This window comes from Pseudomonas sp. Snoq117.2 (assembly GCF_900110545.1).
GTDB classification, from domain to species: Bacteria; Pseudomonadota; Gammaproteobacteria; order Pseudomonadales; family Pseudomonadaceae; genus Chryseomonas; species Chryseomonas benzopyrenica.
Genome location: NZ_FOED01000001.1, coordinates 412,145 through 436,119, shown reverse-complemented (window position 1 = coordinate 436,119; position 23,975 = coordinate 412,145). Strand labels below are relative to the sequence as shown.

The 23,975-nt window shown below is 66.5% G+C and carries 21 protein-coding genes; 8 read left to right on the top strand and 13 right to left on the bottom strand.

Annotated elements, in window-relative coordinates; all coding sequences use genetic code 11:
* Window positions 1-248 precede the first annotated feature (248 nt).
* Window positions 249-1,085 carry an MBL fold metallo-hydrolase gene (locus tag BMZ43_RS02220; protein ID WP_093249477.1) on the bottom strand — a complete coding sequence of 279 codons (837 nt, stop codon included), beginning with the start codon at window positions 1,083-1,085 and terminating at the stop codon, window positions 249-251.
* Between the two features lie 284 nt (window positions 1,086-1,369).
* Between BMZ43_RS02220 and BMZ43_RS02215 the strand changes: the two genes are divergently transcribed.
* The 5 genes from BMZ43_RS02215 (at window position 1,370) to BMZ43_RS02195 (ending at window position 5,215) form a co-directional block, all read left to right on the top strand.
* On the top strand, window positions 1,370-2,329 hold the full coding sequence (locus BMZ43_RS02215; protein WP_017641844.1) for an ABC transporter substrate-binding protein: 960 nt from the start codon (window positions 1,370-1,372) through the stop codon (window positions 2,327-2,329).
* 1 nt (window position 2,330) lies between these two features.
* Window positions 2,331-3,182 (top strand): ABC transporter permease, encoded by an 852-nt coding sequence (locus BMZ43_RS02210; protein WP_017641843.1) that lies wholly within the window; start codon window positions 2,331-2,333, stop codon window positions 3,180-3,182.
* Entirely contained in the window at window positions 3,179-3,994 is an 816-nt protein-coding gene (locus tag BMZ43_RS02205; RefSeq protein ID WP_064308000.1) for a quaternary amine ABC transporter ATP-binding protein, read from the top strand. The genes BMZ43_RS02210 and BMZ43_RS02205 overlap by 4 nt, the downstream gene beginning before the upstream one ends.
* A 113-nt stretch (window positions 3,995-4,107) precedes the next feature.
* Entirely contained in the window at window positions 4,108-4,860 is a 753-nt protein-coding gene (locus tag BMZ43_RS02200; protein ID WP_017641841.1) for a TerC family protein, read from the top strand.
* 130 nt (window positions 4,861-4,990) lie between these two features.
* Window positions 4,991-5,215, top strand: coding sequence for a hypothetical protein (locus tag BMZ43_RS02195; protein ID WP_017641840.1), 225 nt, complete (start codon window positions 4,991-4,993; stop codon window positions 5,213-5,215).
* Window positions 5,216-5,271: 56 nt separating this feature from the next.
* Here BMZ43_RS02195 and BMZ43_RS02190 read toward each other — a convergent pair whose 3' ends face one another.
* From BMZ43_RS02190 to BMZ43_RS02155, 8 genes are all read right to left on the bottom strand, one after another.
* Window positions 5,272-6,693 (bottom strand): short-chain fatty acid transporter, encoded by a 1,422-nt coding sequence (locus tag BMZ43_RS02190; RefSeq protein WP_093249474.1) that lies wholly within the window; start codon window positions 6,691-6,693, stop codon window positions 5,272-5,274.
* Between the two features lie 127 nt (window positions 6,694-6,820).
* Window positions 6,821-8,002: an acetyl-CoA C-acetyltransferase gene (locus BMZ43_RS02185; RefSeq protein WP_093249470.1), complete on the bottom strand. Its 1,182-nt coding sequence runs from the start codon at window positions 8,000-8,002 to the stop codon at window positions 6,821-6,823.
* 13 nt (window positions 8,003-8,015) lie between these two features.
* Entirely contained in the window at window positions 8,016-8,642 is a 627-nt protein-coding gene (locus tag BMZ43_RS02180; protein ID WP_017641837.1) for a CoA transferase subunit B, read from the bottom strand.
* Window position 8,643: 1 nt separating this feature from the next.
* Window positions 8,644-9,345 (bottom strand): CoA transferase subunit A, encoded by a 702-nt coding sequence (locus BMZ43_RS02175; RefSeq protein WP_093249467.1) that lies wholly within the window; start codon window positions 9,343-9,345, stop codon window positions 8,644-8,646.
* Between the two features lie 19 nt (window positions 9,346-9,364).
* Complete coding sequence (locus BMZ43_RS02170; RefSeq protein ID WP_093249464.1) at window positions 9,365-10,117, bottom strand: 3-hydroxybutyrate dehydrogenase; 753 nt, start codon at window positions 10,115-10,117, stop codon at window positions 9,365-9,367.
* Between the two features lie 10 nt (window positions 10,118-10,127).
* Window positions 10,128-11,522, bottom strand: a complete 1,395-nt coding sequence (locus tag BMZ43_RS02165; RefSeq protein WP_093249461.1) for a GntP family permease — start codon at window positions 11,520-11,522, stop codon at window positions 10,128-10,130.
* A 360-nt stretch (window positions 11,523-11,882) separates the two neighbouring features.
* Entirely contained in the window at window positions 11,883-13,325 is a 1,443-nt protein-coding gene (locus BMZ43_RS02160; protein ID WP_093249458.1) for a sigma-54 interaction domain-containing protein, read from the bottom strand.
* Window positions 13,322-14,239 (bottom strand): 3-hydroxyacyl-CoA dehydrogenase family protein, encoded by a 918-nt coding sequence (locus tag BMZ43_RS02155; protein WP_093249454.1) that lies wholly within the window; start codon window positions 14,237-14,239, stop codon window positions 13,322-13,324. Before BMZ43_RS02155 ends, BMZ43_RS02160 begins: the two co-directional genes overlap by 4 nt.
* Window positions 14,240-14,437: 198 nt before the next feature.
* Between BMZ43_RS02155 and codB the strand changes: the two genes are divergently transcribed.
* Together codB and codA are read left to right on the top strand one after the other, a co-directional pair.
* A complete protein-coding gene (codB, locus tag BMZ43_RS02150) occupies window positions 14,438-15,697 on the top strand; it encodes a cytosine permease (RefSeq protein ID WP_093249450.1) in 1,260 nt (419 codons plus the stop codon).
* A gap of 11 nt (window positions 15,698-15,708) precedes the next feature.
* Window positions 15,709-16,950, top strand: coding sequence for a cytosine deaminase (gene codA / locus BMZ43_RS02145; protein ID WP_093249446.1), 1,242 nt, complete (start codon window positions 15,709-15,711; stop codon window positions 16,948-16,950).
* A gap of 345 nt (window positions 16,951-17,295) precedes the next feature.
* On the opposite strand, the gene BMZ43_RS02140 is transcribed toward codA, so the two are convergent.
* The 4 genes from BMZ43_RS02140 to BMZ43_RS02125 form a co-directional block, all read right to left on the bottom strand.
* Window positions 17,296-17,781, bottom strand: a complete 486-nt coding sequence (locus BMZ43_RS02140) for a GNAT family N-acetyltransferase (RefSeq protein ID WP_064308013.1) — start codon at window positions 17,779-17,781, stop codon at window positions 17,296-17,298.
* Window positions 17,782-17,816: 35 nt separating this feature from the next.
* Window positions 17,817-19,919, bottom strand: coding sequence for an ATP-binding protein (locus tag BMZ43_RS02135; protein ID WP_064308014.1), 2,103 nt, complete (start codon window positions 19,917-19,919; stop codon window positions 17,817-17,819).
* Window positions 19,916-21,409: an ATPase domain-containing protein gene (locus BMZ43_RS02130; RefSeq protein WP_064308015.1), complete on the bottom strand. Its 1,494-nt coding sequence runs from the start codon at window positions 21,407-21,409 to the stop codon at window positions 19,916-19,918. Before BMZ43_RS02130 ends, BMZ43_RS02135 begins: the two co-directional genes overlap by 4 nt.
* A 261-nt stretch (window positions 21,410-21,670) precedes the next feature.
* Window positions 21,671-23,284: a hybrid sensor histidine kinase/response regulator gene (locus BMZ43_RS02125; RefSeq protein WP_093249441.1), complete on the bottom strand. Its 1,614-nt coding sequence runs from the start codon at window positions 23,282-23,284 to the stop codon at window positions 21,671-21,673.
* Between the two features lie 235 nt (window positions 23,285-23,519).
* On the opposite strand from BMZ43_RS02125, the gene BMZ43_RS02120 reads away from it, so the two are divergent.
* Complete coding sequence (locus BMZ43_RS02120) at window positions 23,520-23,906, top strand: response regulator (RefSeq protein ID WP_082900412.1); 387 nt, start codon at window positions 23,520-23,522, stop codon at window positions 23,904-23,906.
* Window positions 23,907-23,975: the final 69 nt, after the last annotated feature.

The following is a 23,975-nucleotide window of genomic DNA, read 5'->3' as shown; positions in this document are numbered from 1 at the left end:
TTCGCTGCGCTTAGCCCAACCTACGGGACTGCAGTGGCGGATCGCGTCGTAGGTTGGGTTGAGACGGCTCCACTGTCGAAGCCCAACATTGAGGACTAATCCCGTTGGGCTTCGCTACGCTCAGCCCAACCTACGGGACCGCAGTGGCGGGTCGCGTCGTAGGTTGGGTTGAGACGGCTCCACCGTCGAAGCCCAACACTGAGGAGTTCGGCCTAGGTCCTGTTGGGCTTCGCTGCGCTCAGCCCAACCTACGCTCGCTTATCCTCCTGCAATTGCCGAAACTCCACTAGGTCATGACTGCAGAAAAGCGTCAGCCCCAGATCCTGGCGCAGGGAAAGTTCGCGCAGGCGCGCCTGGTTGTCCAGGCGACTGGTGCGGTCGGCTTCCATCAGTCGCTGGTAGAATCTCAGCCCCGGCGTGCAGTGGCGTTCGGGCTGGCGCATCTCGTCGCGATAGAAATAGGCGTCGCCGGCGTGCAGCAACCAGCCCCCGTCGTGCTGGACGGCGATGCCGGCATGGCCCGGGGTGTGGCCGGGCAGGGGGATCATCAGGATTTCCGGCGGCAGGCCGGGCAGGTCGCGCACGCTGGCGAAGCCGTGCCAGGCCTCGCCCCGGGGTTCGTGGAAATGCCAATGGCGGATCCCTTCCCACTGCGCCGGGCTGTAGCGACGGCGGCCGATGAAGCCGTGGCGCTGGCGCTGGGCGTCCCATTCACGCTGGAGCACATGGACCTGGGCCTGGGGAAAGTCATCCAGGCCGCCGGCGTGATCGAAGTCCAGGTGGGTCAGCACGATATGGCGAACATCGCCCGGACGAAAACCCAGGCGGCGAATCTGCGCCAGGGCGCTGAGCTCGGGGTCGTACTGGATGCGATTCATCAGCCGGAAGAAGGGACTCAGCCGCCGGCCCCGCTCCCGCAGATCGGCTTCGCCAAAACCGGTATCCACCAGCACCAGACCGTCCCGGTCGGTTTCCACCAGCAGGCAATGACAGGCGAGGTGGGCGGCAAGACCATGGCTGAAACCGTCGTACAGCGCCCCGCCCAGGGGGCACATGCAGCCGCAGTTGAGGTGATGGATACGCATGATCGGCTCCGCGTGGGTGTTCCTGGTAGAAGAGCCGAGCGCGGGCAAAGTTCGAGCGCAGCGGCCGTCCACGCGGGTGTCGCAACGGGCCAGGAGCGGTCGCTGGTGCTGAAGTGGCGGCAATCAATCGACCGGAGCACGAGGCGGGATTCAGCACCCGCGCGCCTCACCGCGGCGGCGCCAGGGCCCTTGGCTGAACCCTGGGCCCGCGCCGCTGACCAAGGTAGGATCGCCAGCGGAACGGCTCTGCCGCCCTGGCCCTCCCAGTGCAGACGGAGCCACCCATGCCCATAGCCTTTTCCCGCCGTTCCCTCCTGGCCGCCGGCCTTTCCCTTGGCCTACTCGCCGCCGGCACCGCTCAGGCCGACAGCTGGTGCGCCAGCCAGCCGGTGAAGTTCGCCGGGGTGAACTGGGAGAGTGGCATGCTGCTCACCGAGTTGATGGGTTTCGTTCTGCAGCACGGCTATGACTGCACCGTGGACAGCATTCCTGGCAACTCCATCACCCTGGAGCAGGCGCTGGGCAACAATGACATTCAGGTCTTCGCCGAGGAGTGGATCGGTCGCAGCGAGGCCTGGAACAAGGCCGCCGCGGCCGGCAAGGTGGTCGGCGTGGGCGCGCCCATCGAAGGCGCCACCGAAGGCTGGTATGTGCCGCGTTATCTGGTGGAAGGTGAGGGCGCCAAGGCCCCCGACTTGAAGAGCATCGCCGACCTGGGACAATATGCCGAGCTGTTCCGCGATCCGGAGGAGCCAGGCAAGGGCCGTTTCTACAACTGCCCGGCCGGTTGGACGTGCGAGTTGGAAAACACCCAGATGCTGCAGAGTTACGGCTTGAGCGACAAGTACACCAACTTTCGTCCCGGCACCGGACCGGCGCTGGATGCGGCCATCGTCTCGGCCACTCGGCGCAAGCAGCCGATCCTGACCTACTACTGGTCGCCGACGCCGCTGCTGGGGCGCGTGGACATGGTGCAACTCAAGCCGCGCGCCGGCGAAGAGAAGCGCATCCAGGTGCAGGCCGGTCTCTCCAAGCCTTTCCACGATGGTGCCCCGGAACTGGTCGCCGTGTTGAGCCGCGTCAATGTGCCCATCGAGCTGCTCAACCGCACCCTGGCCGAACAGGCCGAAGCCAAGCAGGACGCCCCCACCGCGGCCAAGGCGCTGCTCAAGGCCCATCCCGAACTGTGGCAGGCCTGGGTGACCGACGCGGCGGCGCGCAGCAAGATCCAGGCGGCGCTCTAGGATGTTTCCCGAAGGTCTGACCTTTTCCTTCGCCGACGCCGTCAATCGCGGTGTCGACTGGCTGGTGACCCGCTACGGCGACGTCTTCCGGACCATCTCCGACACCCTGCTGCAGGCCATCGTCTGGCTCGAAGGCCTGCTGCGCGGCACCCCCTGGTGGGCGCTGCTGCTGATCGTCGCGGCCCTGGCCGCCCATGCCACCCGCCGGGTGTTGCCGACCCTGCTGATCACCGGACTGCTGTTCCTGGTCGGCGCCCTGGGGCTGTGGGACAAGCTGATGCAGACCCTGGCCCTGGTGCTGGTGGCCACCGCCATCGCGGTGATCATCGGAATCCCCCTGGGCATTCTCTGCGCCCGCAGCGCTCGCCTGCGCCTGGTGCTGATGCCGCTGCTGGACATCATGCAGACCATGCCCAGCTTCGTGTACCTGATCCCGGTGCTGATGCTGTTCGGCCTGGGCAAGGTGCCGGCGATCTTCGCCACGGTGATCTACGCCGCGCCGCCCCTGATCCGCCTCACCGACCTGGGTATCCGCCAGGTCGATCGCGAGGTCATGGAGGCGGTCAACGCCTTTGGCGCCAATCGCTGGCAGCAGCTGTTCGGCGTGCAGTTGCCGCTGGCCTTGCCAAGCATCATGGCCGGCATCAACCAGACCACCATGATGGCGCTGTCCATGGTGGTGATCGCCTCCATGATCGGCGCCCGCGGTCTTGGTGAAGAGGTGCTGGTGGGCATCCAGACCCTGGACGTGGGCAAGGGCCTGCAGGCGGGACTGGCCATCGTCATTCTCGCCGTGGTCATCGACCGCATCACCCAGGCCTATGGCCGCCAGCGTCACGAGGTGGAGCGATGAAGATCGTCGTCGAACGGGTCTCCAAGATCTTCGGCAAACGCGAGCAGGCGGCCCTGGCCCTGCTCCGTGAGGGGCACGACAAGGCCGACATCCTCGCCCGCACGGGTTGCGTGGTGGGGGTGGACGATCTCTCCCTGGAGATCGCCGAAGGCGAGATCTTCGTCATCATGGGGCTCTCGGGTTCCGGCAAGTCGACCCTGGTGCGCCACTTCAACCGGCTGATCGATCCGAGCAGCGGGCGCATCCTCATCGATGGTCAGGACATCCTCCAGCTGCCCCTGCCGGCGTTGCGCGAGTTACGGCGCCAGCGCATCAGCATGGTGTTCCAGAGCTTCGGTCTCTTGCCCCATCGGCGGGTGCTGGACAACGTCGCCTATGGCCTCAAGGTGCGCGGCGAGCCCAAGGCGGTCTGCCGGGAGCGGGCGCTGCACTGGCTGGAGGTAGTCGGCCTGGCCGGTTACGAGCGCAAGTGGCCGCACCAGTTGTCCGGCGGCATGCGCCAGCGGGTCGGCCTGGCCCGCGCTCTGGCGGCGGACACCGAGATCATCCTGATGGACGAGGCTTTTTCCGCCCTCGATCCGCTGATCCGCGCCGAGATGCAGGAGCAGCTGCTGGAATTGCAACAGCGCCTGCACAAGACCATCGTCTTCATCACCCATGACCTCGACGAAGCGCTGCGCCTGGGCAATCGCATCGCCATCCTGCGCGACGGTCGGCTGGTACAGGTGGGCACCCCAGCGGACATCCTCGGCCAGCCGGCCGACGACTACGTGGCGCGCTTCGTCCAGCGACGTACTGCTGCGATAGTTTGAAACAATTGCAGCAGAGGTCTTCACGAGCATTTCACACCGCCAAGGCTCTGATGGTGAGACCTACGGCCTGACCCCGCGTCAGGCCTTTCTCTTCCCACTGGAACCGCACCGCAATGGACTATCTGCTACAACTCGCTGCCGATCCGACCGTCTGGGCTGCCCTGGCTACCCTGATCGTGATGGAGGTGGTGCTGGGTATCGACAACCTGATCTTCATCTCCATCCTCACCAACAAGCTGCCCGCCCATCAACAGCAGAAGGGCCGCCGCATCGGTATCAGCCTGGCGTTGATCCTGCGCCTGGGCCTGCTCGGCACCGTGGCCTGGATCGTCCAGCTCACCGAGCCGATCATCGAGGTGTTCGGCAAGAGCTTTTCCTGGAAGGACCTGATCCTCATCGCCGGTGGCCTGTTCCTGTTGTGGAAGGCGACCAAGGAGATTCACCACAACGTCGATCCCGAGCCCGACAGCGCCCTGACCAAGGGCGCTGAGACGGCGACCCTGGCGTTCGGCTCGGCCATCGTGCAGATCCTCTTGCTGGATCTGGTGTTCTCGGTGGACAGCATCATCACCGCCGTGGGCATGACCGAACACCTGCCGGTGATGGTGATCGCGGTGGTGGTGGCAGTGACCGTCATGTTGCTGGCGGCCGATCCCCTGGCCAAATTCATCGACCGGAACCCCACCGTCGTGATGCTGGCGCTGGGCTTCCTGATCATGATCGGCATGACCCTGATCGCCGAGGGTTTTGGCGCCCATGTGCCCAAGGGCTATATCTATGCGGCCATGGCCTTCTCGGCGCTGATCGAGGGTCTGAACATGCTGTCGCGGCGGGCCAAGCGTCGCCAGCAGACGGCTGGCAAGTAAGGAAAAGACGTGCCGGAAGGCCTTGTTACATTCCGGCACGTCTATTGCTAACAATTAATTCAAGGACTAGGCACTATCGGTCTGGACCCTTGTCATAGCAGCGTCACACGTGAGGTTTACAACTGAAGTCATGAACATACAAGCCCAAGCCCAGAACGCCATGCATGCCCTCAGCGCCGCTTTCGCGCCGATGAGCTGCGTCATCGACGCCCCTAGCAAACGGGGTTTTTCCTTCATCGTCGTTAACGAACATGGCGTGGCCAAGCACACCCGCCGGATCTATCGTGACGAATACAGCAGCCCGAGCCGCCTGCAGGCCATCATCGACAGCACCCGCCTGGCCATCGCCGGCTGAGATTCAGCCGGCTTCCGCTTTACCCCTCCCGCTTTATCGTCTGCGCCCCACCCGAGCTACGGGTGTACCGGCGGCAGATACGCCAACGTTCCCCCCAACAGCCACAGCAGCACCAGCACCAGGGGTGCATGGACCAGCAGCTGCACGAAGGAAAAGCCGACCAGGTCGCGCGCCTTCAGCCCCAGCACGCCCAGCAGCGGCAGCATGTAGAAGGGATTGATCAGATTCGGCAGGGCCTCGGCGGCGTTGTAGATCTGCACGGCCCAGCCCAGGTGATACTGCAGGTCGTTGGCCACCTGCATCACATAGGGCGCCTCGATGATCCACTTGCCCCCACCCGAGGGGATGAAGAACCCCAGCAGCGCCGAATAGACGCCCATCAGCAGGGCGAAGGTGTCGTGGGTGGCAATCTGGGTGAAGAACGCTGCAATATGGTGCGCCAGGGTCTGGCCGTCGGCGCCGTTGACCTTGGTCAGGATGGCGGCGATGGAGCCGTACAGCGGAAACTGGATCAGCACCCCAGTGGTGGCCGGTACCGCGCGGGCCACGGCGTCGAGGAAGTGCCGGGGTCGCCAGTGCAGCAAAGCGCCCAGGGAGATGAACAGCAGGTTGTAGGTGTTCAGCCCCGAAATGGCCTCGATGGCCGGCTTGCTGGCGAATTCCTGCACCAGCCAACCCGCGGCCAGCAGCACCAGCAACACGATCAGGATCGGGCTGTATTCCAGCCATTCACCCGGACGGGTTGGCCTGGCGGCCGGCTTGGGCGCCGGGGTGACATCGACGCCACAGGCGCGGGCATCGCGCGCGCTGTCCGGCCCCGGGGCGGTGACATAGGCGATCACCGTCGAGACCACCAGCAACACCAGCAGCAGGACGCCGGACTGCCAGAGGAACAGCGTCTGGCTGAAGGGGATCACCCCGGTGATGGCCAGGATCGAAGGAGGCAGGCTGGCCGGATTGGCCTGCAGCTGCGCCGCCGAGGATGACAGCCCCAGCGCCCAGACCGCGCCCAGGCCCAGGTAGGCCGCAGCGCCAGCGGCGCGATAGTCCATCTTGAGTTCTTCTCGCCGCGCCAGGGCGCGCACCAGCAGGCCGCCGAACACCAGGCTCAGACCCCAGTTGAGCAGGGAGGCGAGCATGGCCACCAGGGCCACCCAGCACACCGCGCCGCGTCCGGTGCGCGGCACCCGCGCCAGGCGTTCGATCAGGCGCCCGGCCGGGCCGGAACTGGCGACCACATAGCCGCCGATGACCACGAAGGCCATCTGCATGGTGAAGGGGATCAGACTCCAGAAGCCATCGCCGAAGGCCTTGGCGGTGGTGGCCGCCGGCGCCCCCATGCCAAGGGCGGCCAGGGCCACCACGGCCACAGCGAGCACGGCGAACACCCAGGAATCGGGAAACCAGCGTTCGGCCCAGTTGGAACAGGCCAGGGCGAACCGCGCGCTGCGCGAATCGCGGGAAGGGGTTGAGCTCATGGGAGGTCCTTTTGTTGTTGTTTTTTGTGGGAATGTAGTGCGGGACGGTGATGCATTGATCGCGGCCATGGGCCGCTCCTACGGTGGTGTCCGGACCTGTAGGAGCGGCCCATGGCCGCGATAGGCTTTAACGCCGCTCCACCGCCAGCGCCACGCCCTGACCACCACCGATGCACAGGGTCGCCAAGCCTCGTCGACCGTCACGGCGGCGCAATTCGTGGAGCAGGGTCACCAGCACCCGGCAACCGGAGGCGCCGATGGGATGGCCCAGGGCGATGGCGCCGCCGTTGACGTTGACCTTGTCGTCATCCCAACCCAGCTCCTGACCCACGGCCAGGGCCTGGGCGGCGAAGGCTTCGTTGGCTTCGATCAGGTCCAGGTCGGCCAGCCGCCAGCCGGCCTTTTCCAGGGTCTTGCGGGTGGCGGAGACCGGGCCGATGCCCATGATCGCCGGGTCCACCCCGGCGCTGGCATAGGCGGCGACATGGGCCAGCGGCGTGAGCCCCAGGGCGGTGGCCTTGGCGGCGCTCATCACCAGCACGGCAGCGGCGCCATCGTTGAGGCTGGAGGCGTTGCCCGCGGTGACGCTGCCGTCCTTGGTGAAGGCTGGACGCAGGCGCGCCAGCCCCTCGGCGGTGGTGTCGGCGCGGATGCCTTCGTCGGTGTCGAACAGCAGCGGTTCGCCCTTGCGCTGGGGGATGGCCACCGGGGTGATCTCCTCGCGGAACCGCCCGGACTCCACCGCTGCCGCGGCGCGCTGCTGGGAGCGTGCAGCGAAGGCATCCTGGGCCTCGCGGCTGATGCCGTACTTCTGCACCAGATTCTCCGCGGTCTGGCCCATGTGGTAGTCGTTGAAGGCATCCCACAGCCCATCGCTGATCATGGTGTCGACCAGCTCGGCATGGCCCAGGCGCAAGCCGGTGCGTACCTTGGGCAGCACATAGGGCGCCAGGCTCATGTTCTCCATGCCGCCGGCGACGACGATCTCGGCGTCGCCGCAGCGGATCGCCTGGACCGCCAGCTGCACCGCCTTGAGGCCGGAGCCACAGACCTTGTTCAGGGTCAGGGCCGGCACCTCGTGGGGCAGGCCGGCCCTGACCGCCGCCTGGCGCGCCGGATTCTGGCCCGCACCGGCGGTGAGCACCTGGCCGAGGATGACTTCATCCACCGCGGCTGGGGCCACGCCGGTCTGTTCCAGCAGGGCGCGGATGACGGTGGCGCCAAGCTCCACCGCGGGCACATTGGCCAGGGAGCCCTGGAAACTGCCGACCGCGGTGCGGGTGGCGGCGACGATGACGACGTCTTGCATGGCTGGGATCTCCTCAGGCCTGGATGGGGGCGCCGGTGGCGGCGCGCAGTTCATCGAGGCTCACGCCTTCGGCCAGCTCCACCAGTTTCAGGCCGCCTTCGGTCACCTCCAGCACGGCCAGGTCGGTGATGATCAGGTCGACCACGCCAACCCCGGTCAGCGGCAAGTCGCAGGCTGGCAGGATCTTGTGGGCACCCTTGGCGGTGTGCTCCATCAGCACCACCACGCGCTGCACGCCAGCCACCAGGTCCATGGCGCCGCCCATGCCCTTGACCATCTTGCCGGGGATCATCCAGTTGGCCAGGTCACCTTTTTCCGACACCTGCATGGCGCCCAGGATGGCCAGGTTCACATGGCCGCCGCGGATCATGCCGAAGCTGGTGGCGCTATCGAAATAGCTGCTGCCGGGCAGGGCGGTAACGGTCTGCTTGCCGGCGTTGATCAGGTCCGGATCGACCGTCTCGGCGGTAGGGAAGGGGCCGATGCCCAGCAGGCCGTTTTCCGACTGCAGCCAGACGTCCATGCCGGCGGGGATGTAGTTGGCGACGAGGGTCGGCAAGCCGATGCCGAGGTTGACGTAGAAGCCGTCCTGCAGCTCCCGGGCGGCGCGTTGCGCCATCTGTTCGCGGGTCCAGGCCATCTTACTTCTCCTCGCTCAGGGTGCGTTTCTCGATACGTTTCTCGGGGCTTGCGTTGACCACCAGGCGCTGCACGAAGATGCCGGGCAGGTGGATCTGGTCCGGGCCCAGTTCGCCGATCTCCACCAGCTCTTCCACCTCGGCCACGCAGACGCGACCGGCCATGGCGCACAGCGGATTGAAGTTGCGCGCGGTCTTGTTGAAGACCAGGTTGCCGGCCTTGTCGGCGCGCTGCGCCTTGACCAGGGCCACGTCGGCGGTCAGCGCCAGCTCCATGACATGGGGCTGGCCATTGAAGTCGCGCACCTCCTTGCCCTCGGCCACCAGGGTGCCGTAGCCGGTGCGGGTATAGAACGCCGGGATGCCCGCGCCACCGGCGCGCAGCTTCTCGGCCAGGGTGCCCTGGGGGGTGAATTCCAGCTCCAGTTCGCCGGCCAGGTACTGGCGTTCGAATTCCTTGTTCTCGCCCACGTAGGAGGAAATCATCTTGCGGATCTGCCGGGTCTCCAGCAGCTGGCCGAGGCCGAAGCCGTCCACCCCGGCGTTGTTGCTGATGGCGGTCAGTTCGCGGGCGCCGGTGTCGCGCAGGGCGGCGATCAGCGCCTCGGGGATGCCGCAGAGGCCGAAGCCGCCCACGGCCAGGGTGATGCCGTCGCTGACCAGCCCGTCGAGGGCGGCCGCGGCGTTGGGGTAGAGCTTGTTCATGGCAGAGATCCTCTTGTCGTTATTGAGCGGTCCAGCCGCCGTCCATGGTCCAGGAGGCGCCGCGCACCTGGGCGGCGGCGTCGCTGCACAGGAACAGCGCCAGTTCGCCCAACTGGTCGGTGGTGACGAATTCCTGCGACGGCTGCTTGTCGCTGAGCAGGTCGCGCCGTGCCTGGTCCGGATCGCTGCCACGGCTGTCCAGCTGTTGCTGGATCAGCGGGGTGAGCACGAAACCCGGGCAGAGCGCGTTGCAGGTGATGCCGGTGCGGGCGGTCTCAAGCGCGGTGACCTTGGTCAGGCCCACCACGCCGTGCTTGGCGGCCACATAGGCGGCCTTGCCGGTGGAAGCCACCAGGCCGTGCACCGAGGAGATGTTGACGATGCGGCCCCAGTCGCGCTCGCGCATGCCTGGCAGCGCCAGGCGGGTGGTGTGGAAGACGGCCGACAGGTTGAGGGCGATCACCGCGTCCCAGCGCTCCACCGGAAAGTCTTCCACCGGCGCCACGTGCTGGATGCCGGCATTGTTGACCAGGATGTCGACGCCGCCGAAGTCGCGCTGGGCGTAGGCGAAGAGCTCCTCGATCTCTTCCGGCCTGGACAGGTCGGCGCCGTGGAAGCCACTGCGGCCGGGCAGGCTGGCCTGGGCCGCAGCGGGATCGCCGAAGCCGTTGAGGATGAGGGTGGCGCCAGCGGCGGCCAGGCGCTGGGCGATGCCCAGACCGATGCCGCTGGTGGAGCCGGTGACCAGGGCGGTCTTGCCGGTGAGGTCCATGGCTGTCTCCTTAGACGAGGCCGGTCAGGTAGTAGAGGGCGATGACGAAGAACACCGCCACGGTCTTGATCAGGGTGATCTTGAACACGCCGCCATAGGCTTCGCGGTGGGTCAGGCCGGTCACCGCCAGCAGGGTGATGACCGCGCCGTTGTGCGGCAGGGTGTCCATGCCGCCGCTGGCCATGGCCGCCACCCGGTGCAGCACCTCCAGGGGGATGCCGGCCGCGTTGGCGGCGGCGATGAAGGTGTCGCTCATGGCGGCCAGGGCGATGCTCATGCCGCCCGACGCCGAGCCGGTGATGCCGGCCAGCAGGGTCACGCTCACCGCTTCGTTGATCAGCGGATCGGGAATGGCCTTAAGGCCCTGGGCGAACAGCACGAAGCCGGGCAGGGCGGCGATCACCGCGCCGAAGCCGTATTCCGAGGCCGTGTTCATCCCGGCCAGCAGGGCGCCGGAGACGGCGGTCTTGCTGCCTTCCGCCAGGCGTCCGCGGATGGCACCGAAGCCGGTCGCCAGCACCAGCAGGATGCCCGCCAGCAACGCGCCTTCCACCGCCCAGATACCGGTCAGCTTGGCGACCTCCTGGGTCACCGGCTTGGCCATGCCGGGCAGGGCCAGGTTATGGGTGGCGCCGTACCAGTCGGGAATCCAGCGAGTCAGCAGCAGGTTGAGCACGCCCACCAGCACCAGCGGTGCCAGGGCCAGCCAGGGATTGGGCAGCGGCAGGTCGGCGGCGGTCTCGGGTTCGTTGCGCAGCGGCACGCTGGCATAGCCTTCGCCACCGTTGCGGGCTTTGCGGCGAGCGCTGCCGAGGTAGGTGAGGCCCACCGCGATGACGAACAGCGACCCGGCCAGGCCCAGCCAGGGCGCGGCCCAGGCGGTGGTCTGGAAGAAGCTGGTGGGGATGATGTTCTGGATCTGCGGGGTGCCGGGCAGGGCATCCATGGTGAAGGAAAAGGCGCCCAGGGCGATGGTGGCCGGGATCAGTCGCTTGGGAATGTCGCTCTGGCGAAACATCTCGGCGGCGAAGGGATAGACGGCGAAGACCACCACGAACAGCGAGACGCCGCCATAGGTGAGCAGGGCGCAGACCGCGACGATCACCGGGATGGCCCGTTCGCGACCGAGCAGGCGGATGGCGGCGGCGACGATGGCGCGGGAAAAGCCCGACAGCTCGATCAGCTTGCCGAACAGGGCGCCGAGCATGAACACCGGGAAGTAGAGCTTGAGAAAGCCCACCATCTTGTCCATGAACACCCCGGTGAAGGCGGGCGCCACGGCGGAGGGATCGGTGAGCAACACGGCGCCGAGGGCGGCGAGGGGGGCGAAGAGGATGACACTGAAACCCCGGTAGGCGGCGAACATCAGCAGCGCCAGGGCAGCGAGTGCGATCAGGACACTCATGGCTTCTCCTAGAGCTTCGCCTGAGGCGAAGCGGTTCTTGTTGTTATAGGGCGATGCAGAGATCGCCCGAATACAGGAGCCAGAACCGTGCCAGCTTTATAAGCTATTGTTTTGCATGAATTTTTATTTCGATCTTCGCCAGCTAGCGATAAATTTTCTCAAAAGTTGGACCCTGTAGGTTGGGTTGAGCGAAGCGAAGCCCAACATCAGCCCATGGCCTTTCAAGTTGGGCTTCGGCGATAGAGTCTTCTCAACCCAACCTACGGTCGTGACCTGTAGGAGCGGCCCATGGCCGCGATTGACGATCCATCGCGGCCATGGGCCGCTCCTACAAGCTATGTCTCTATATATGGACATATCTCATATTCGAGACATCAACCCTAGCGCCACCAGCTTCTTGTACAGCGTAGACCGCCCCAGACCCAGACGCCGGGCGGCCTCGTCCACCTTGCCGCCGCAGGCGGCCAGGGTGTCCTGCAACAGCTCGCGGTCGAAGCGCTGGCGGGCTTCGGCATAGGTTTCGCCGCTCGGGCCAGGGAGGGATTGACCTGCTGTGGCAGGTGCGGGGGCCCCATCCAGCGCCGCGGCCAGTGCCCTGGCGTCCAGCTGGCTGTCGTCACCTAAGAGCACCGCGCGCTCCAGCACGTTGCGCAACTCGCGCACGTTGCCGGGCCAGGGTTGGCGCTGCAGCAGCGCCAGGCCATTGGCGGTGAGTTCAGGGGTGGGCTGTCCGCCTACCTGGGGCAGACTGTCGAGGATGGCCTCGGCCAGCACCGCCAGGTCGTCCAGGCGCTCACGCAGCGGCGGGATGCGGATCGGCAGCACATTGAGGCGGTAATAGAGATCGGCGCGAAAGCGCCCCTCGGCCACGGCCGCTTCCAGGTCACGCGAGGTAGCGGCGATCATCCGCACGTCGCAGGCCAGCACCTCGTTGGAGCCCAGGGGTTCGTATTCCTTTTCCTGCAGCACCCGCAGCAGCTTGGCCTGCAAGGCCAGGGGCATGTCGCCGATCTCGTCGAGAAACAGGGTGCCGCCCTGGGCGATCTGCAACTTGCCTGGACGTGCCCGGCGCTCGGCACCGGTGAAGGCGCCCGGCGCGGTGCCGAAGAATTCCGCTTCCAGCAGGCTTTCCGGAATGGCGGCGGCATTGATGCTGACGAAGGGGCGCCCAGCGCGTGGCGAGGCGCCGTGGATGGCGTGGGCCAGCAGCTCCTTGCCGGTGCCGGTCTCGCCCAGCAACAGCACCGCTGCTTCACTGGCCGCGGCGCGGCGGGCGCGACGCTTGACCTCCAGGCTGGCTGGTCCGCTACCAACGAAATGGCCGAAGCCGTACTTGGCGGTACGCGCGTGCTGCAGCGAACGCCGGGTGGTGGCCAGCTCTTCCTGGATGCGCAGGTAGCGGGTCACCAAAGGCGCCAGCTGCTGCAACTGGTCGAACAGGGCGAAGCCAATGGCGCCGATCAGTTCGCCGTCATCGGTATGGATCGGCAGGCGCATCACCACCAGGGGGCCGCTACGGGTCTCCAGCATGTCCAGCAGGATCGGCTGACCGTTGCGCGCCACCTCGCGCAGCAGGCTGTGGGGAATGATCTGCTCCACCGGCTGGCCAATGGCGGCGGCGGCATCCGGCAGGCCGAAATGCTGGGCGTAACGCTGGTTGATCCAGACGATGCGCGCGTCGCGGTCGACGATCACCGTGCCATTGCTGGTCTGCTCGATGATCTCGAACAGCGAGCGGATCGCCCGCTGGCGAATGCCGGCATAGTCTTCCAGCCCCGGCAGACCGGGTGGGGTGCGGCTCATGGCTTCAGCGCATGGCGCAACTGGTGCAGGCGCCGCTGGACGATGCGTTCGCGCCGCGCCGCGTCCCAGTCATAGAAGCCCGCGCCACTGCGCACGCCAGTGCGGCCGGCGGCCACCTGGTCTTCCAGCAGCTGCAGCGGCGCCTCGTCCCGCGCCAGGGTCGGCCAGAGGTGGCTGGCGATGTCGCGAAAGGTGTCCAGGCCACCCAGGTCCGCCGCCTCCAGCGGGCCGACCATGGCATAGCGCCGACCCAGGGAAGCGCGCATCACCCGATCCACCGTCTCGGCATCCGCCGCGCCGCTCTGCACGATGTGCAGGGCCTCGCGCAACAGGGCGAATTGCAGGCGATTGCCGACGAAGCCGGGAATGGCGCGCTGCAGGACCACGGCCTCCAGGTCGGCGGCTTCCAGCAGTTGACGCACGGCCTCCAGGTGCGCGGGCAGGGTGGCCGTGCCGGGCACCAGCTCCACCAGGGGAATGAAGTGCGGCGGATTCCAGAAGTGGGCGATCAGCAGGCGCTCGGGATGGCGCAGGTGCGCGGCCAGCTCGTCTGGTGGCAGGCCGCTGGTGTTGCTGGCGATCAGAGCGTCCGGGCGCAGCACGGCTTCGAGATGGGCATAGAGACTGTGCTTGAGCTCCAGGCGCTCGGGCACGGCTTCGAACAGCAGGTCGCAGTCGGCGAGCTCGGCCAGCTCGGTCGTGGTGGTCAGGCGGCCGATGACCGCCTCGGTGTCCACCGCGATGTCGGCTTCTTCCAGCTCGGCGAGCAGGGTGCGCGCGGTGGCGGCCACCTCGGCGAGGCGGCCGGGGTCGACGTCCTGCAGCCGCACGGCATGGCCGTGGCGTGCCAGGTGCACGGCGATACCGATGCCCATGAGACCGGAACCCAGGACGGCGAGGCGTGGCGTGGTCATGATCTTTTCCTTGTGAGACGGCCGCGGCAACCGTCTCACACTTGACCGCCCCCGGCCAAGGCACGGGGCTGTGCCTTGCACCAAAGCCGGGCTCCAGGGACTGGCCGGCGAGGGCGCCCTGGCCTCTGCCACGCCCCTTGGCCGAGTCTGGCATGGCCACTGCTACAGGACAGGCACGCCCATCCCGAGGAATGCCTTATGAGCAACGCCGGCAACGACTATCCCCTGAGCGAAGTCCCGCCCCACGCCCGCAAGGGGCTGGCCTCCCTGGCCATGGTGCTGCTGGGCTTCACCTTCTTTACCGCCACCATGTTCGCCGGCGGCAAGCTGGGGGTGGCCTTTGGTTTCACCGACCTGCTGTGGGTGATCGCCCTCGGCAATCTGCTGCTGGGTCTCTATGCCGCCGCCCTCGGCCATATCGCCTGTCGCAGCGGCCTCAACTCGGTGCTGATGGGGCGCTTCGCCTTTGGCGAACGCGGCAGCAAGCTGTGCGACCTCATCCTCGGCTTCACCCAGATCGGCTGGTATGCCTGGGGGACGGCCACCGCTGCCGTGGTGCTGGGCAGGTACTTCGGCCTGGAGCAGGGCGCGGTGCTGGCGCTGATGGCGGTGTTCGGCCTGGGCTTCTGCGCCACCGCCTACATCGGCTACCGCGGTCTGGAGATCCTCTCCTGGATCGCCGTGCCGGCCATGGCGCTGCTGCTGATCCTGTCCATGAGCGTGACCACCGCCAAGGCCGGCGGCCTGGCCGGCCTGCTGGCGATCCAGCCCAGCGCCAGCCTGGACCTGTCCACCGCCATCACCCTGGTGTTCGGCACCTTCGTCAGCGGCGCCACCCAGGCCACCAACTGGACGCGCTTCGCCCGCTCCACGCGAGTGGCGGTGCTGGCCAGCCTGATCGGCTTCTTCATCGGCAACGGCCTGATGGTGCTGATCGGAGCCTATGGCGCCATCGTCTACCAGCAGCCCGACGTGGTGGAGGTGCTGATGCTGCAGGGCTTCGCCACCGCCGCCTTGGCCATGCTGCTGCTCAATATCTGGAGCACCCAGGACAACACCATCTACAACTTCGCCGTGGCCGGTTGCAACCTGGTGCGTACCGACCGCCGCAAGACCGTGACCCTGGCCGGCGCCCTGATCGGCACCGCCCTGGCGGTGCTGGGCATGTACGACCTGCTGGTGCCCTATCTGGTCCTGCTCGGCACCGTGATCCCGCCCATCGGCGGGGTGATCGTCGCCGACTTCTGGCTGCGCCATCGCGGGCGCTATCCCTTGCTCGCCGAGGCCCGCCTGCCGCACTACAACTGGCCGGGCCTGGCCGCCTATGGCCTGGGCACCATCGCCGCCTTCGGCTCACCCTGGGTCGCACCGCTGGTGGGTATCGGGGTGGCGGCACTGGCCTATGGCGTGTTCAATGGACTGACTAGGGGGCGTACTACTGCTCCTGCCTCGCTCTAGGGAGATCCACCATGCGCATCCTCAACGCCCGCCTGCGTGACCGCGAAGGCCTGTACGACATCCGCCTCGAAGGCGGGCGCATCGCCGCCATCGCCGAGCAGTTGATGCCCCCCGCGGTGGGGCCGGACGACATCGACGCCGCTGGCAACCTGGTGGTGCCGCCCTTCGTCGAGCCGCACATCCACCTCGATGCCACCCTGACCGCCGGCGAGCCGCGCTGGAACATGAGCGGCACCCTGTTCGAAGGCATCGAATGCTGGGGCGAGCGCAAGGCCACCATCACCCGGGAAGACACCAAGACCCGCGCCACGCGCACCATCCGCGCCCTGGCCGCCCACGGCATCCAGCACGTGCGCACCCATGTCGACGTCACCGATCCGTCCCTGGCCGCGCTCAAGGCCATGCTGGAGGTGCGCGAGGAAACCGCCCACCTGATCGATCTGCAGATCGTCGCCTTTCCCCAGGAGGGCATCGAATCCTTCAAGAACGGCCGCGAGCTGATGGAGGAGTCGATTCGCCTGGGCGCCGATGTGGTCGGCGGCATTCCGCACTTCGAGTACACCCGCGACCAGGGCGTAAGCTCGGTGAAATTCCTCATGGACCTGGCCGAGCGTACTGGTTGCCTGGTGGACGTCCATTGCGACGAGACCGACGATCCGCATTCGCGCTTTCTGGAGGTGCTGGCCGAAGAGGCGCGCAGCCGCGGCATGGGCGCACGGGTCACCGCCAGCCATACCACCGCCATGGGCTCCTACGACAACGCCTACTGCGCCAAGCTGTTTCGCCTGCTGACCCACGCCGGCATCAACTTCATCTCCTGCCCCACCGAGAGCATTCACCTGCAGGGCCGCTTCGACAGCTTTCCCAAGCGCCGCGGCGTGACCCGGGTCAACGAGTTGCTGGAGACCGGCCTCAATGTCTGCTTCGCCCAGGACTCCATCGTCGATCCCTGGTATCCGCTGGGCAACGGCAACATCCTGCGCGTGCTGGAGGCGGGGCTGCACATCTGCCACATGCTCGGCTATCGCAATCTGCAGTCGGCGCTGGATCTGGTCACGGTGAACAGTGCCAAGGCGCTGTGCCTGGGCGACCGTTATGGCCTGGAGGAGGGGCGCCCCGCCAATCTGCTGGTGCTGTCCGCCGAGAGCGACTACGAGATGGTCCGCAGCCAGGGCCTGCCGCTGTATTCCATCCGCCACGGCAAGGTGCTGATGCAACGCCGCCCGGCGCAGGTGGAGTTGGCGGATCTGTAATGGGTGTTGATCAGGGCGGTCCGGCTTGTACCGGTCGCTTGCGATTTTTCAGGAATGGCAAAGATCTGATTCTCACTCGGACAACCCCCTCTCCCTCTGGGAGAGGGCTGGGGTGAGGGCAAGCCCCATGCCGAAGCCCCAGCGGAAAAGGCTGCGCCGTTTTCCACGCTACGGCGCTGATCGCGGCCATGGGCCGCTCCTACAGGGGGCGGAATCTGTAGGAGCGGCCCATGGCCGCGATTGGCGTCCCCTGGCAGCAGCGGATCGTCATAACCGCAACTGCCATTACCGATGTCGCGTCCCGTCGCGTTGGGCTTCGCTGCGCTTAACTAAACCTACGAAAGCCTATCGCCCGCTTTCGGCGAAATCCCGCAGCGCGGCGCCATCCAGGCGATAGCGTACCCATTCGCTCTGGGCCTGGGCGCCCAGGCTTTCGTAGAAGTCGATGGCGGGGGCGTTCCAGTCCAGCACGCTCCATTCCAGGCGACCGCAATCGTTGGCCACCGCCTCGCGGGCCAGCTCGCGCAGCAGGCCCTTGCCCAGGCCGGTGCCGCGAGCGCTGGGGCTCACATAGAGGTCTTCCAGGTAGATGCCGTTGCGGCCCAACCAGGTGGAATAGCTGTAGAAATACACGGCATAGCCCACCACCACACCTTCCTGCTCGGCGACCAGGGCGCGGGTCGGGGTGTCGGCGGCGAACAGCGTGGCCTCGATCTGGGCCGGACTGGCCAGGACCTCGTGGATGGCCTTTTCGTAGTCGGCCAGTTCGACGATCAATGCATGGATGCGGGCGGCGTCGGTGCGGCGGGCGGGGCGGATCTGGGTGGTCATGGGTGCCTTGGTCAGTTCGTGGGGCAGCGGCGACCTCAGGAGGGCACCACGGCCCGATTGGCGGACCCGGACAGCATGGCGGCGACCTGCGCGGCCAACTGGTCCAGGGTGAAGGGCTTGGTCATCAATTCCATGTTACCACCCAGGAAGCTGGTCCTACTGAGCGCGCCCTCGGCGTAGCCGGTGAGGAACAGCACCGGCAGCCGCGGCCTGAGCTGCTGGATCACCTCCGCCAGCTGGCGACCATTGAGGCCCGGCAGGCCCACATCGGTCACCAGCAGATCCAGCCGCGGGATCTGCTCCAGCAGATGCAACGCGGCCTTGCCTTCGGCCGCGCTCCAGACGCGATAACCCAGGGCTTCCAGCGCCTCCTGGTTGACCAGCCGCACCGCATCGTCGTCCTCCACCAGGAGGATGGTCTCGCCAGCGCCCTGGACGAATTCGGCCGGCTCGATCCGCTTGGGTTCGCGGCGCTGCTCGGCCGCCGGCAGGCAGACGCAAACCCGCGTCCCCGTCGTGTCGCTGGCGATGGTCAGACGGCCGTTGCTCTGCCGGGCGAAGCCATAGACCATCGACAGACCCAGCCCCGTGCCCTGGCCCTGGGGCTTGGTGGTGAAGAAGGGTTCGAGCACCTTGCCGAGCAGCCGCTCGGGGATGCCGGTCCCGGTGTCCCGGACCTCAAGGCAGACGTAGTCGCCCAGGGCCAGCGCATCATCCCCGCTACCCGGCTCGGTGACCGTCAGCGGATAGGTCTCCAGGGTGATGACACCGCCGTGCGGCATGGCATCGCGGGCATTGATCACCAGGTTGAGCAGGGCATTCTCCAGCTGGTTGGCATCAGCCAGGATCCAGGGCAGGTCATCGGCCAGCGCCAGGGTCACCGAGATCTGCTCGCTCACCGTGCGTTGCAGCAGGTCCTGCAGCGCCAAGATCAGGTCATTGGCGGACATTGGCCGGGATTCCAGCGATTGCCGCCGGGAAAAGGCCAGCAGCCGCTGGGTCAGCGCCGCCGCCCGGTGCGCCGAATGCTGGGCGGCCTCCATGTAGCGCTCCAGGCCCGCCAGCTGGCCCTTGTTCTTGATCTTCATGAGATCCAGGGCGCCCAGTACCCCGGTCAGCATGTTGTTGAAATCATGGGCGATGCCGCCGGTGAGCTGGCCGACCGCTTCCATCTTCAGTGACTGGCGCAACTGCTCCTCGGCGCGACTGCGCTCGACGGTCTCCCGTTGCAGCTCGCTGAGGGTGTGGGCCAGGGTCCGGGTGCGTTCCTCGACCTGGAATTCCAGTTCTTCGTTGAAGCGGCGCAAGGCCAGTTCGGCGCGCTTTTCGTCGCTGATGTCGGCGATCACCGTGGTCGCCCCGATGATCCGCTGGGTGGCGTCGTGCAGGGGCACCGCGCTTACCCGCAACCAGGATTCCTCGCCGGTCGCGGTGGTGTGATAGAAATCCTGGCCCTTGACCCGTTCGCCAGCCAGGGCGCGGGCACCCGGAAAGCGCTCGGGCGGCAAGAGGCGTCCACTGTCGTCGAGCGCGGTCCAGCGTGTGGCTTCCTCGGGTTGCTGGGAGGGGATGCGCTGACCGGGCACATGCTGCTCATAGAAGGGATTGCTGACCAGGGTGCGGCCTTCGCTGTCCATGAAGCACACGCCGACCGGCAGGTTCTCCAGCAGTGTCTGCATGCGCTCGCGTTCCTGGGCGAGTTCGGCGAGGCGGTCGCGCATCTCGAACTGGCGCAGGCGCGAACGCCAGGCCGAGGCCACGCTGCTCAGCAGGGAGGCACCGCTCAGCGGGCGCTCCAGGATGACCAGATTGGTGGTCGCCGCCGGCAGCTGCCGACGCAGGAGGTCATTGCCGCGGCCCGAGCGTTTGGCGTCGGAGGCCAGCAGCACCAGCGGGATGTCCGACCAGGTCGGTTGCCGCTCCAGCGCCTCTGCCAGCGCCTGCAGGTCCTGGCGCAGGGCCTCTTCGGTGAACACGATGATGCCCGTCTCGTCGCCCAGCGCGGCGGCGACCTCGTCGAGGCTGGCCAGGTAACGCGTGTGGTAGCCCTGGGTGAAGAGGCGCTGCAGACTGGCCGCGTCACCCCGCAACGGGGCGCAGATGATCAGCTCACAGGCCGGCGTCGTGGTCTCGGTCAATCGCGCTCTTCCATCAGGGGTTGCTTGGCACCGAAGTATTCCGGGGTTCCGGTCAGCACGCCGCGGAAGTCCACCAGGGGCTGGCCCACGCGGATGCCCCGGGTATCGATGCGCAATTCCCGAATCGCATCCTCATGGCCACCCCCGCGATGCTTGAGGATGGAGATGGCCTTGCGCAGGCGTCCCTGGGCCTCGAAGAAGCGAATCAGCACCACGGTGTCGGCGATATAGGAGATGTCCAGGCTGGAGGTCATCGAGCCGACCAGGCCGTGCTGGGGGTTGATGAGAAAGGTGACGACCCCGGACTGGCTCAGATAGGAGAGCAATTCGTGCAGCTGCAGGATCAACTGCTGTTCCTGGGGCATGGCGGCGAGGTAGCCGTTGAGGCTGTCCAGCACCAGCATCCGGCAGTTGTCCTCCTCGACGTCTCGCCGCACGCGCCAGGCGAATTCACCGGGAGACAGCTCGGCGGGATCGATCTGGTGAACCACTAGCAGGCCTTCCTCGATATAGCGCAGCAGTGGCATCCCCATGCTTTCCGCACGCTTGAGCAGGGTGCCGATGCGCTCGTCGAATTCATAGAGGGCGCACCTCTCGCCGCGGGCGCAGGCGGCCATCACGTACTGCAGGGCCAGGGTCGTCTTGCCGGTGCCGGCCGGCCCGGTGATCAGGGTGCTGGTGCCACGCAAGGGCCCGCCGTGCAACAGGGCATCCATGTCGGCGATGCTGCTGGGTACCGGCTCGCCGGCGAAATCCTGGTAGCGCCCCGCGGCGATCATCCGCGGATAGACCTCCAGGCCGCCATGGCGGATGGTGAAGTCGTGATAGCCGGCGACGAAGTCCCGGCCGCGCAGCTTCTGGATCTGCAGGCGGCGACGAGCGGCGCCGAAGTCCAGGGTCAGGCGTTCCAGGGTCAACACGCCGTGGCAGAGGCTGTGCAGATGATTGTCCCGCTCGCCGCCGCTGGTGGTCAGGTCATCTACCAACAGGACGGTGAGGCCGCGGCCGGCGAAGAATTGCTTGAGCGCCAGCACCTGGCGTCGATAGCGCAGCGGGTCCTGGGCCAGCAGGCGCATCTCCGACAGGCTGTCGAACACCAGTCGGCTTGGCTTGAGCTCATCCACCCGGGTCTGGATCAACTCGATGGTATCGCCCAATTCGGATTCCCAGGGGTGCAGGATGGTCTGTTCCTGCGCGCCGCCCAGCACCGCATCGGCAGCCGACAGTTCGAACAGGTGCATGCCCTCCAGGCTCCAGCCGTGGGATTCGGCGACGCTCTGCAGCTCCTCGCTGGTTTCCGACAGGGTGATGTATAGTACCGATTCGCCTCGACGCACCCCCTCGAAGAGAAATTGCAGGCCCAGGGTGGTCTTGCCCGACCCCGGGGTGCCTTCCAGCAGATAGAGCCGGTCCTTGGGCAAACCGCCGCGTAACACCTGATCCAGACCGGCATTGCCTGTCGCGATAATTGACTGGCTGGGAGAACTCATGGATGACCGGACCTCGTGGTGGCGGAAGCGAAAGACTCAGGATATACGCGGCCCAGCCGGCGCCCCGAGCGGACTCGACAGGGACGCGGCAAGGTGCAGGCAGTGACGGCAGCACGCCGAAAGACCTCGGCGGGAGAGGGTGACGGCAAGACCCGCACCTTGTTAATGGTCAGTCTAATGCTGTCGCCTGCGCCAGGCCACTGTGACAGGCGGTCACCCGGCCATACCGATACGTCGTTACCGGCTGGCGCGGCGCGGTGCTCAGGCGATCCCGTTCGGGCCATCCAGTACCCGGCGGATCTTGCGCGCCAGATCGTTGGGGATATAGGGCTTGGAGATCACATCGAACTCCGAACCGCCGATGTCGGTGCGCTCCAGGGAGTTCTCGGCATAGCCGGTGGTGAGCAGCACCTTGATCTCCGGATGCAGGCGTTTCACCTCCCGCGCTAGCATCACGCCGTTCATGCCGCCCGGCATGATCAGATCGGTGAAGAGTAGATCGAAGGGCTGTTCGGTCTCCCGCAGCACGCGCAGGGCCTCGCTGGCGTTGAAGGCGATCTGCGCCGTATAGCCATAGTCCTCCAGCACCAGCTTGGCCAATTCGGCGACGTCCGGGCGGTCTTCCACCACCAGGATGCGTTCAGTGCCATTACGGCGCTCCGAGCGCTGCTCGCCCTGCTGATGGGTGATGTGGCTGTCGTCCACCGGGAAGTACAGGCGCAGGGTGGTGCCGACGTCCTCTTCCGAATAGATGCGCACCGTGCCGCCGGATTGCTTGGCGAAGCCATAGACCATCGACAGACCCAGCCCCGAGCCCTTGCCTTCCTCCTTGGTGGTGAAGAAGGGATCCATCACCCGGTCCCGGATGCTGGCCGGCATGCCGTGGCCGTTGTCGGTGATCGCCAGGCTGACATAGCGGCCCGGCATGAGGCCGTCGTAGGACATGTTGGCCAGTTCGCGCACCTCGACGTTGCGCGTCTCGATGCCCAGGCTGGGTTGCGCTCGATCCGCCAGGGCGTCTCGCGCATTGATCAGGATATTGAGCAGCGCCACCTCGGCCTGGGTCGGATCGATGCGGCAATTCCACAGGTTCGGATCCAGCTGCGTGCGGATCTCCACATCGCCCAGGGTCCGCTCGGCCAGTTCGTGGGAGGAGCGAATCAGGTTGTTCAGATTCAGCACCCGGCCTTCGAGCTTCTGCTTGCGCGAGAAGGCCAGCAATTGCTGGGTGAGGGTGCTGGCGCGTTCGGCGGCGGACTTGGCGTGGGTAGCGCTGCGAACGATGCGCTCCTGGTCGAAGCTGGGCTTTTCCGCGGTGCGCTGGATGATGTCGATATAGCCCATCATCACCTGCAGCAGGTTGTTGAAGTCGTGGGCGATACCGCCGGTGAGCTGGCCGAGGGCTTCCATCTTCTGCGCCTGGCGCAGGGCATCCTCGGCGTCGCGACGGCGGCTGACGTCCAGCTGGGACGCGAAGTAGTAGGTCAGCTCGCCCGATTCGTTGTACACCGGCGAGACGAACAGCGCATTCCAGAAGGTCGAGCCATCCTTGCGGTAATTGATGATCTCCACCGAGACCTCGCGCTCCTGCTCCACCGCCTCGCGAACCTGGGCGACCACCGAGCGATCCGTCTCCGGCCCCTGCAGGAACCGGCAATTGCGCCCCAGCAGTTCGTCCACCTGGTAGCCGGTCATCTCGGTGAAGGCATTGTTGGCGAAGAGGATCGGATTGTCCGGCTGGTTGGGATCGGTGATCAGCATCGGCATCCGCGTCGTTTCCACCGCGGCGAAGAAGATGTTCTTGCCCTCGTGCGAAACATCGCTCGTCGCTGAATTATCGACCCGCGCCTTGCGGGGTGGGTGCTGTCGGCTCACGGGGGGCGGAATCCTTGCGCAGGCAAAATGGGGCGGTATGGCCCTCAGACAGCCAAGCGGCGAAAAAACTTCACTGGCGCGCCGTCCGAGGCCGTCTGGCATCCTCCTTTGCCGGGCTGAAAGCCAGGCGCGGCGCGGCTTTGGCGGCCATTTGCCAGTGTACCGCTCACCTCTCTCAGGTGACCGTTAGGTAAGTTTGCGGAGAACCTCTCCGGCATCCGATGTCTGAGCTGCCATGAAGCCGAGAAGCCTTGATATACAAAGACAAATTCTTGTTCTGGAAGACGATCCGGGGCAGCGCGAGCTGCTGACCGAAATCCTGACCGAACAGGGACTGGATGTCGTGGCGGTGGCTTCCAGCGACGAGGCCCTGGCGCACATGGACGCCCGCGGCAGCGATACCAAGCTGGTCATCGCCGACGTCAACGTGCCAGGCATGCTGGACGGCCTGGCCTTCGCCCAGTTGGCCGCCGTCAGTTGGCCCACGGTGCCCTTCATCATCATCTCCGGCTACATCGACCAGGACCTCGCCATCCTACCGCGTCGCGCGGCCTTCCTGCCCAAGCCCTGGAGTGTCGCCGACCTCAGCCAGCTGGTCGAAAACCTGCTGCCGCGCCGCTAGCGCCCCCTGCCTGCCGATCTCCCAATCGCCCTCGACCCACATCAGTGATTCCGCCGTTGGTGCCTGGAA

Bases quoted from the DNA above. Each gene is read 5' to 3' on its own strand.
- BMZ43_RS02175 (WP_093249467.1), bottom strand. From the start codon at position 9,345: ATGAACAAGCTCTACCCCAACGCCGCGGCCGCCCTCGACGGGCTGGTC.
- BMZ43_RS02200 (WP_017641841.1), top strand. From the start codon at position 4,108: ATGGACTATCTGCTACAACTCGCTGCCGATCCGACCGTCTGGGCTGCC.
- BMZ43_RS02165 (WP_093249461.1), bottom strand. From the start codon at position 11,522: ATGAGTGTCCTGATCGCACTCGCTGCCCTGGCGCTGCTGATGTTCGCC.
- BMZ43_RS02220 (WP_093249477.1), bottom strand. From the start codon at position 1,085: ATGCGTATCCATCACCTCAACTGCGGCTGCATGTGCCCCCTGGGCGGG.
- BMZ43_RS02120 (WP_082900412.1), top strand. From the start codon at position 23,520: ATGAAGCCGAGAAGCCTTGATATACAAAGACAAATTCTTGTTCTGGAA.
- BMZ43_RS02140 (WP_064308013.1), bottom strand. From the start codon at position 17,781: ATGACCACCCAGATCCGCCCCGCCCGCCGCACCGACGCCGCCCGCATC.
- BMZ43_RS02180 (WP_017641837.1), bottom strand. From the start codon at position 8,642: ATGGCCTGGACCCGCGAACAGATGGCGCAACGCGCCGCCCGGGAGCTG.
- BMZ43_RS02195 (WP_017641840.1), top strand. From the start codon at position 4,991: ATGAACATACAAGCCCAAGCCCAGAACGCCATGCATGCCCTCAGCGCC.
- BMZ43_RS02160 (WP_093249458.1), bottom strand. From the start codon at position 13,325: ATGAGCCGCACCCCACCCGGTCTGCCGGGGCTGGAAGACTATGCCGGC.
- BMZ43_RS02190 (WP_093249474.1), bottom strand. From the start codon at position 6,693: ATGAGCTCAACCCCTTCCCGCGATTCGCGCAGCGCGCGGTTCGCCCTG.
- BMZ43_RS02130 (WP_064308015.1), bottom strand. From the start codon at position 21,409: ATGAGTTCTCCCAGCCAGTCAATTATCGCGACAGGCAATGCCGGTCTG.
- BMZ43_RS02170 (WP_093249464.1), bottom strand. From the start codon at position 10,117: ATGGACCTCACCGGCAAGACCGCCCTGGTCACCGGCTCCACCAGCGGC.
- BMZ43_RS02185 (WP_093249470.1), bottom strand. From the start codon at position 8,002: ATGCAAGACGTCGTCATCGTCGCCGCCACCCGCACCGCGGTCGGCAGT.
- BMZ43_RS02205 (WP_064308000.1), top strand. From the start codon at position 3,179: ATGAAGATCGTCGTCGAACGGGTCTCCAAGATCTTCGGCAAACGCGAG.
- codA (WP_093249446.1), top strand. From the start codon at position 15,709: ATGCGCATCCTCAACGCCCGCCTGCGTGACCGCGAAGGCCTGTACGAC.
- BMZ43_RS02155 (WP_093249454.1), bottom strand. From the start codon at position 14,239: ATGACCACGCCACGCCTCGCCGTCCTGGGTTCCGGTCTCATGGGCATC.
- BMZ43_RS02210 (WP_017641843.1), top strand. From the start codon at position 2,331: ATGTTTCCCGAAGGTCTGACCTTTTCCTTCGCCGACGCCGTCAATCGC.
- BMZ43_RS02215 (WP_017641844.1), top strand. From the start codon at position 1,370: ATGCCCATAGCCTTTTCCCGCCGTTCCCTCCTGGCCGCCGGCCTTTCC.
- codB (WP_093249450.1), top strand. From the start codon at position 14,438: ATGAGCAACGCCGGCAACGACTATCCCCTGAGCGAAGTCCCGCCCCAC.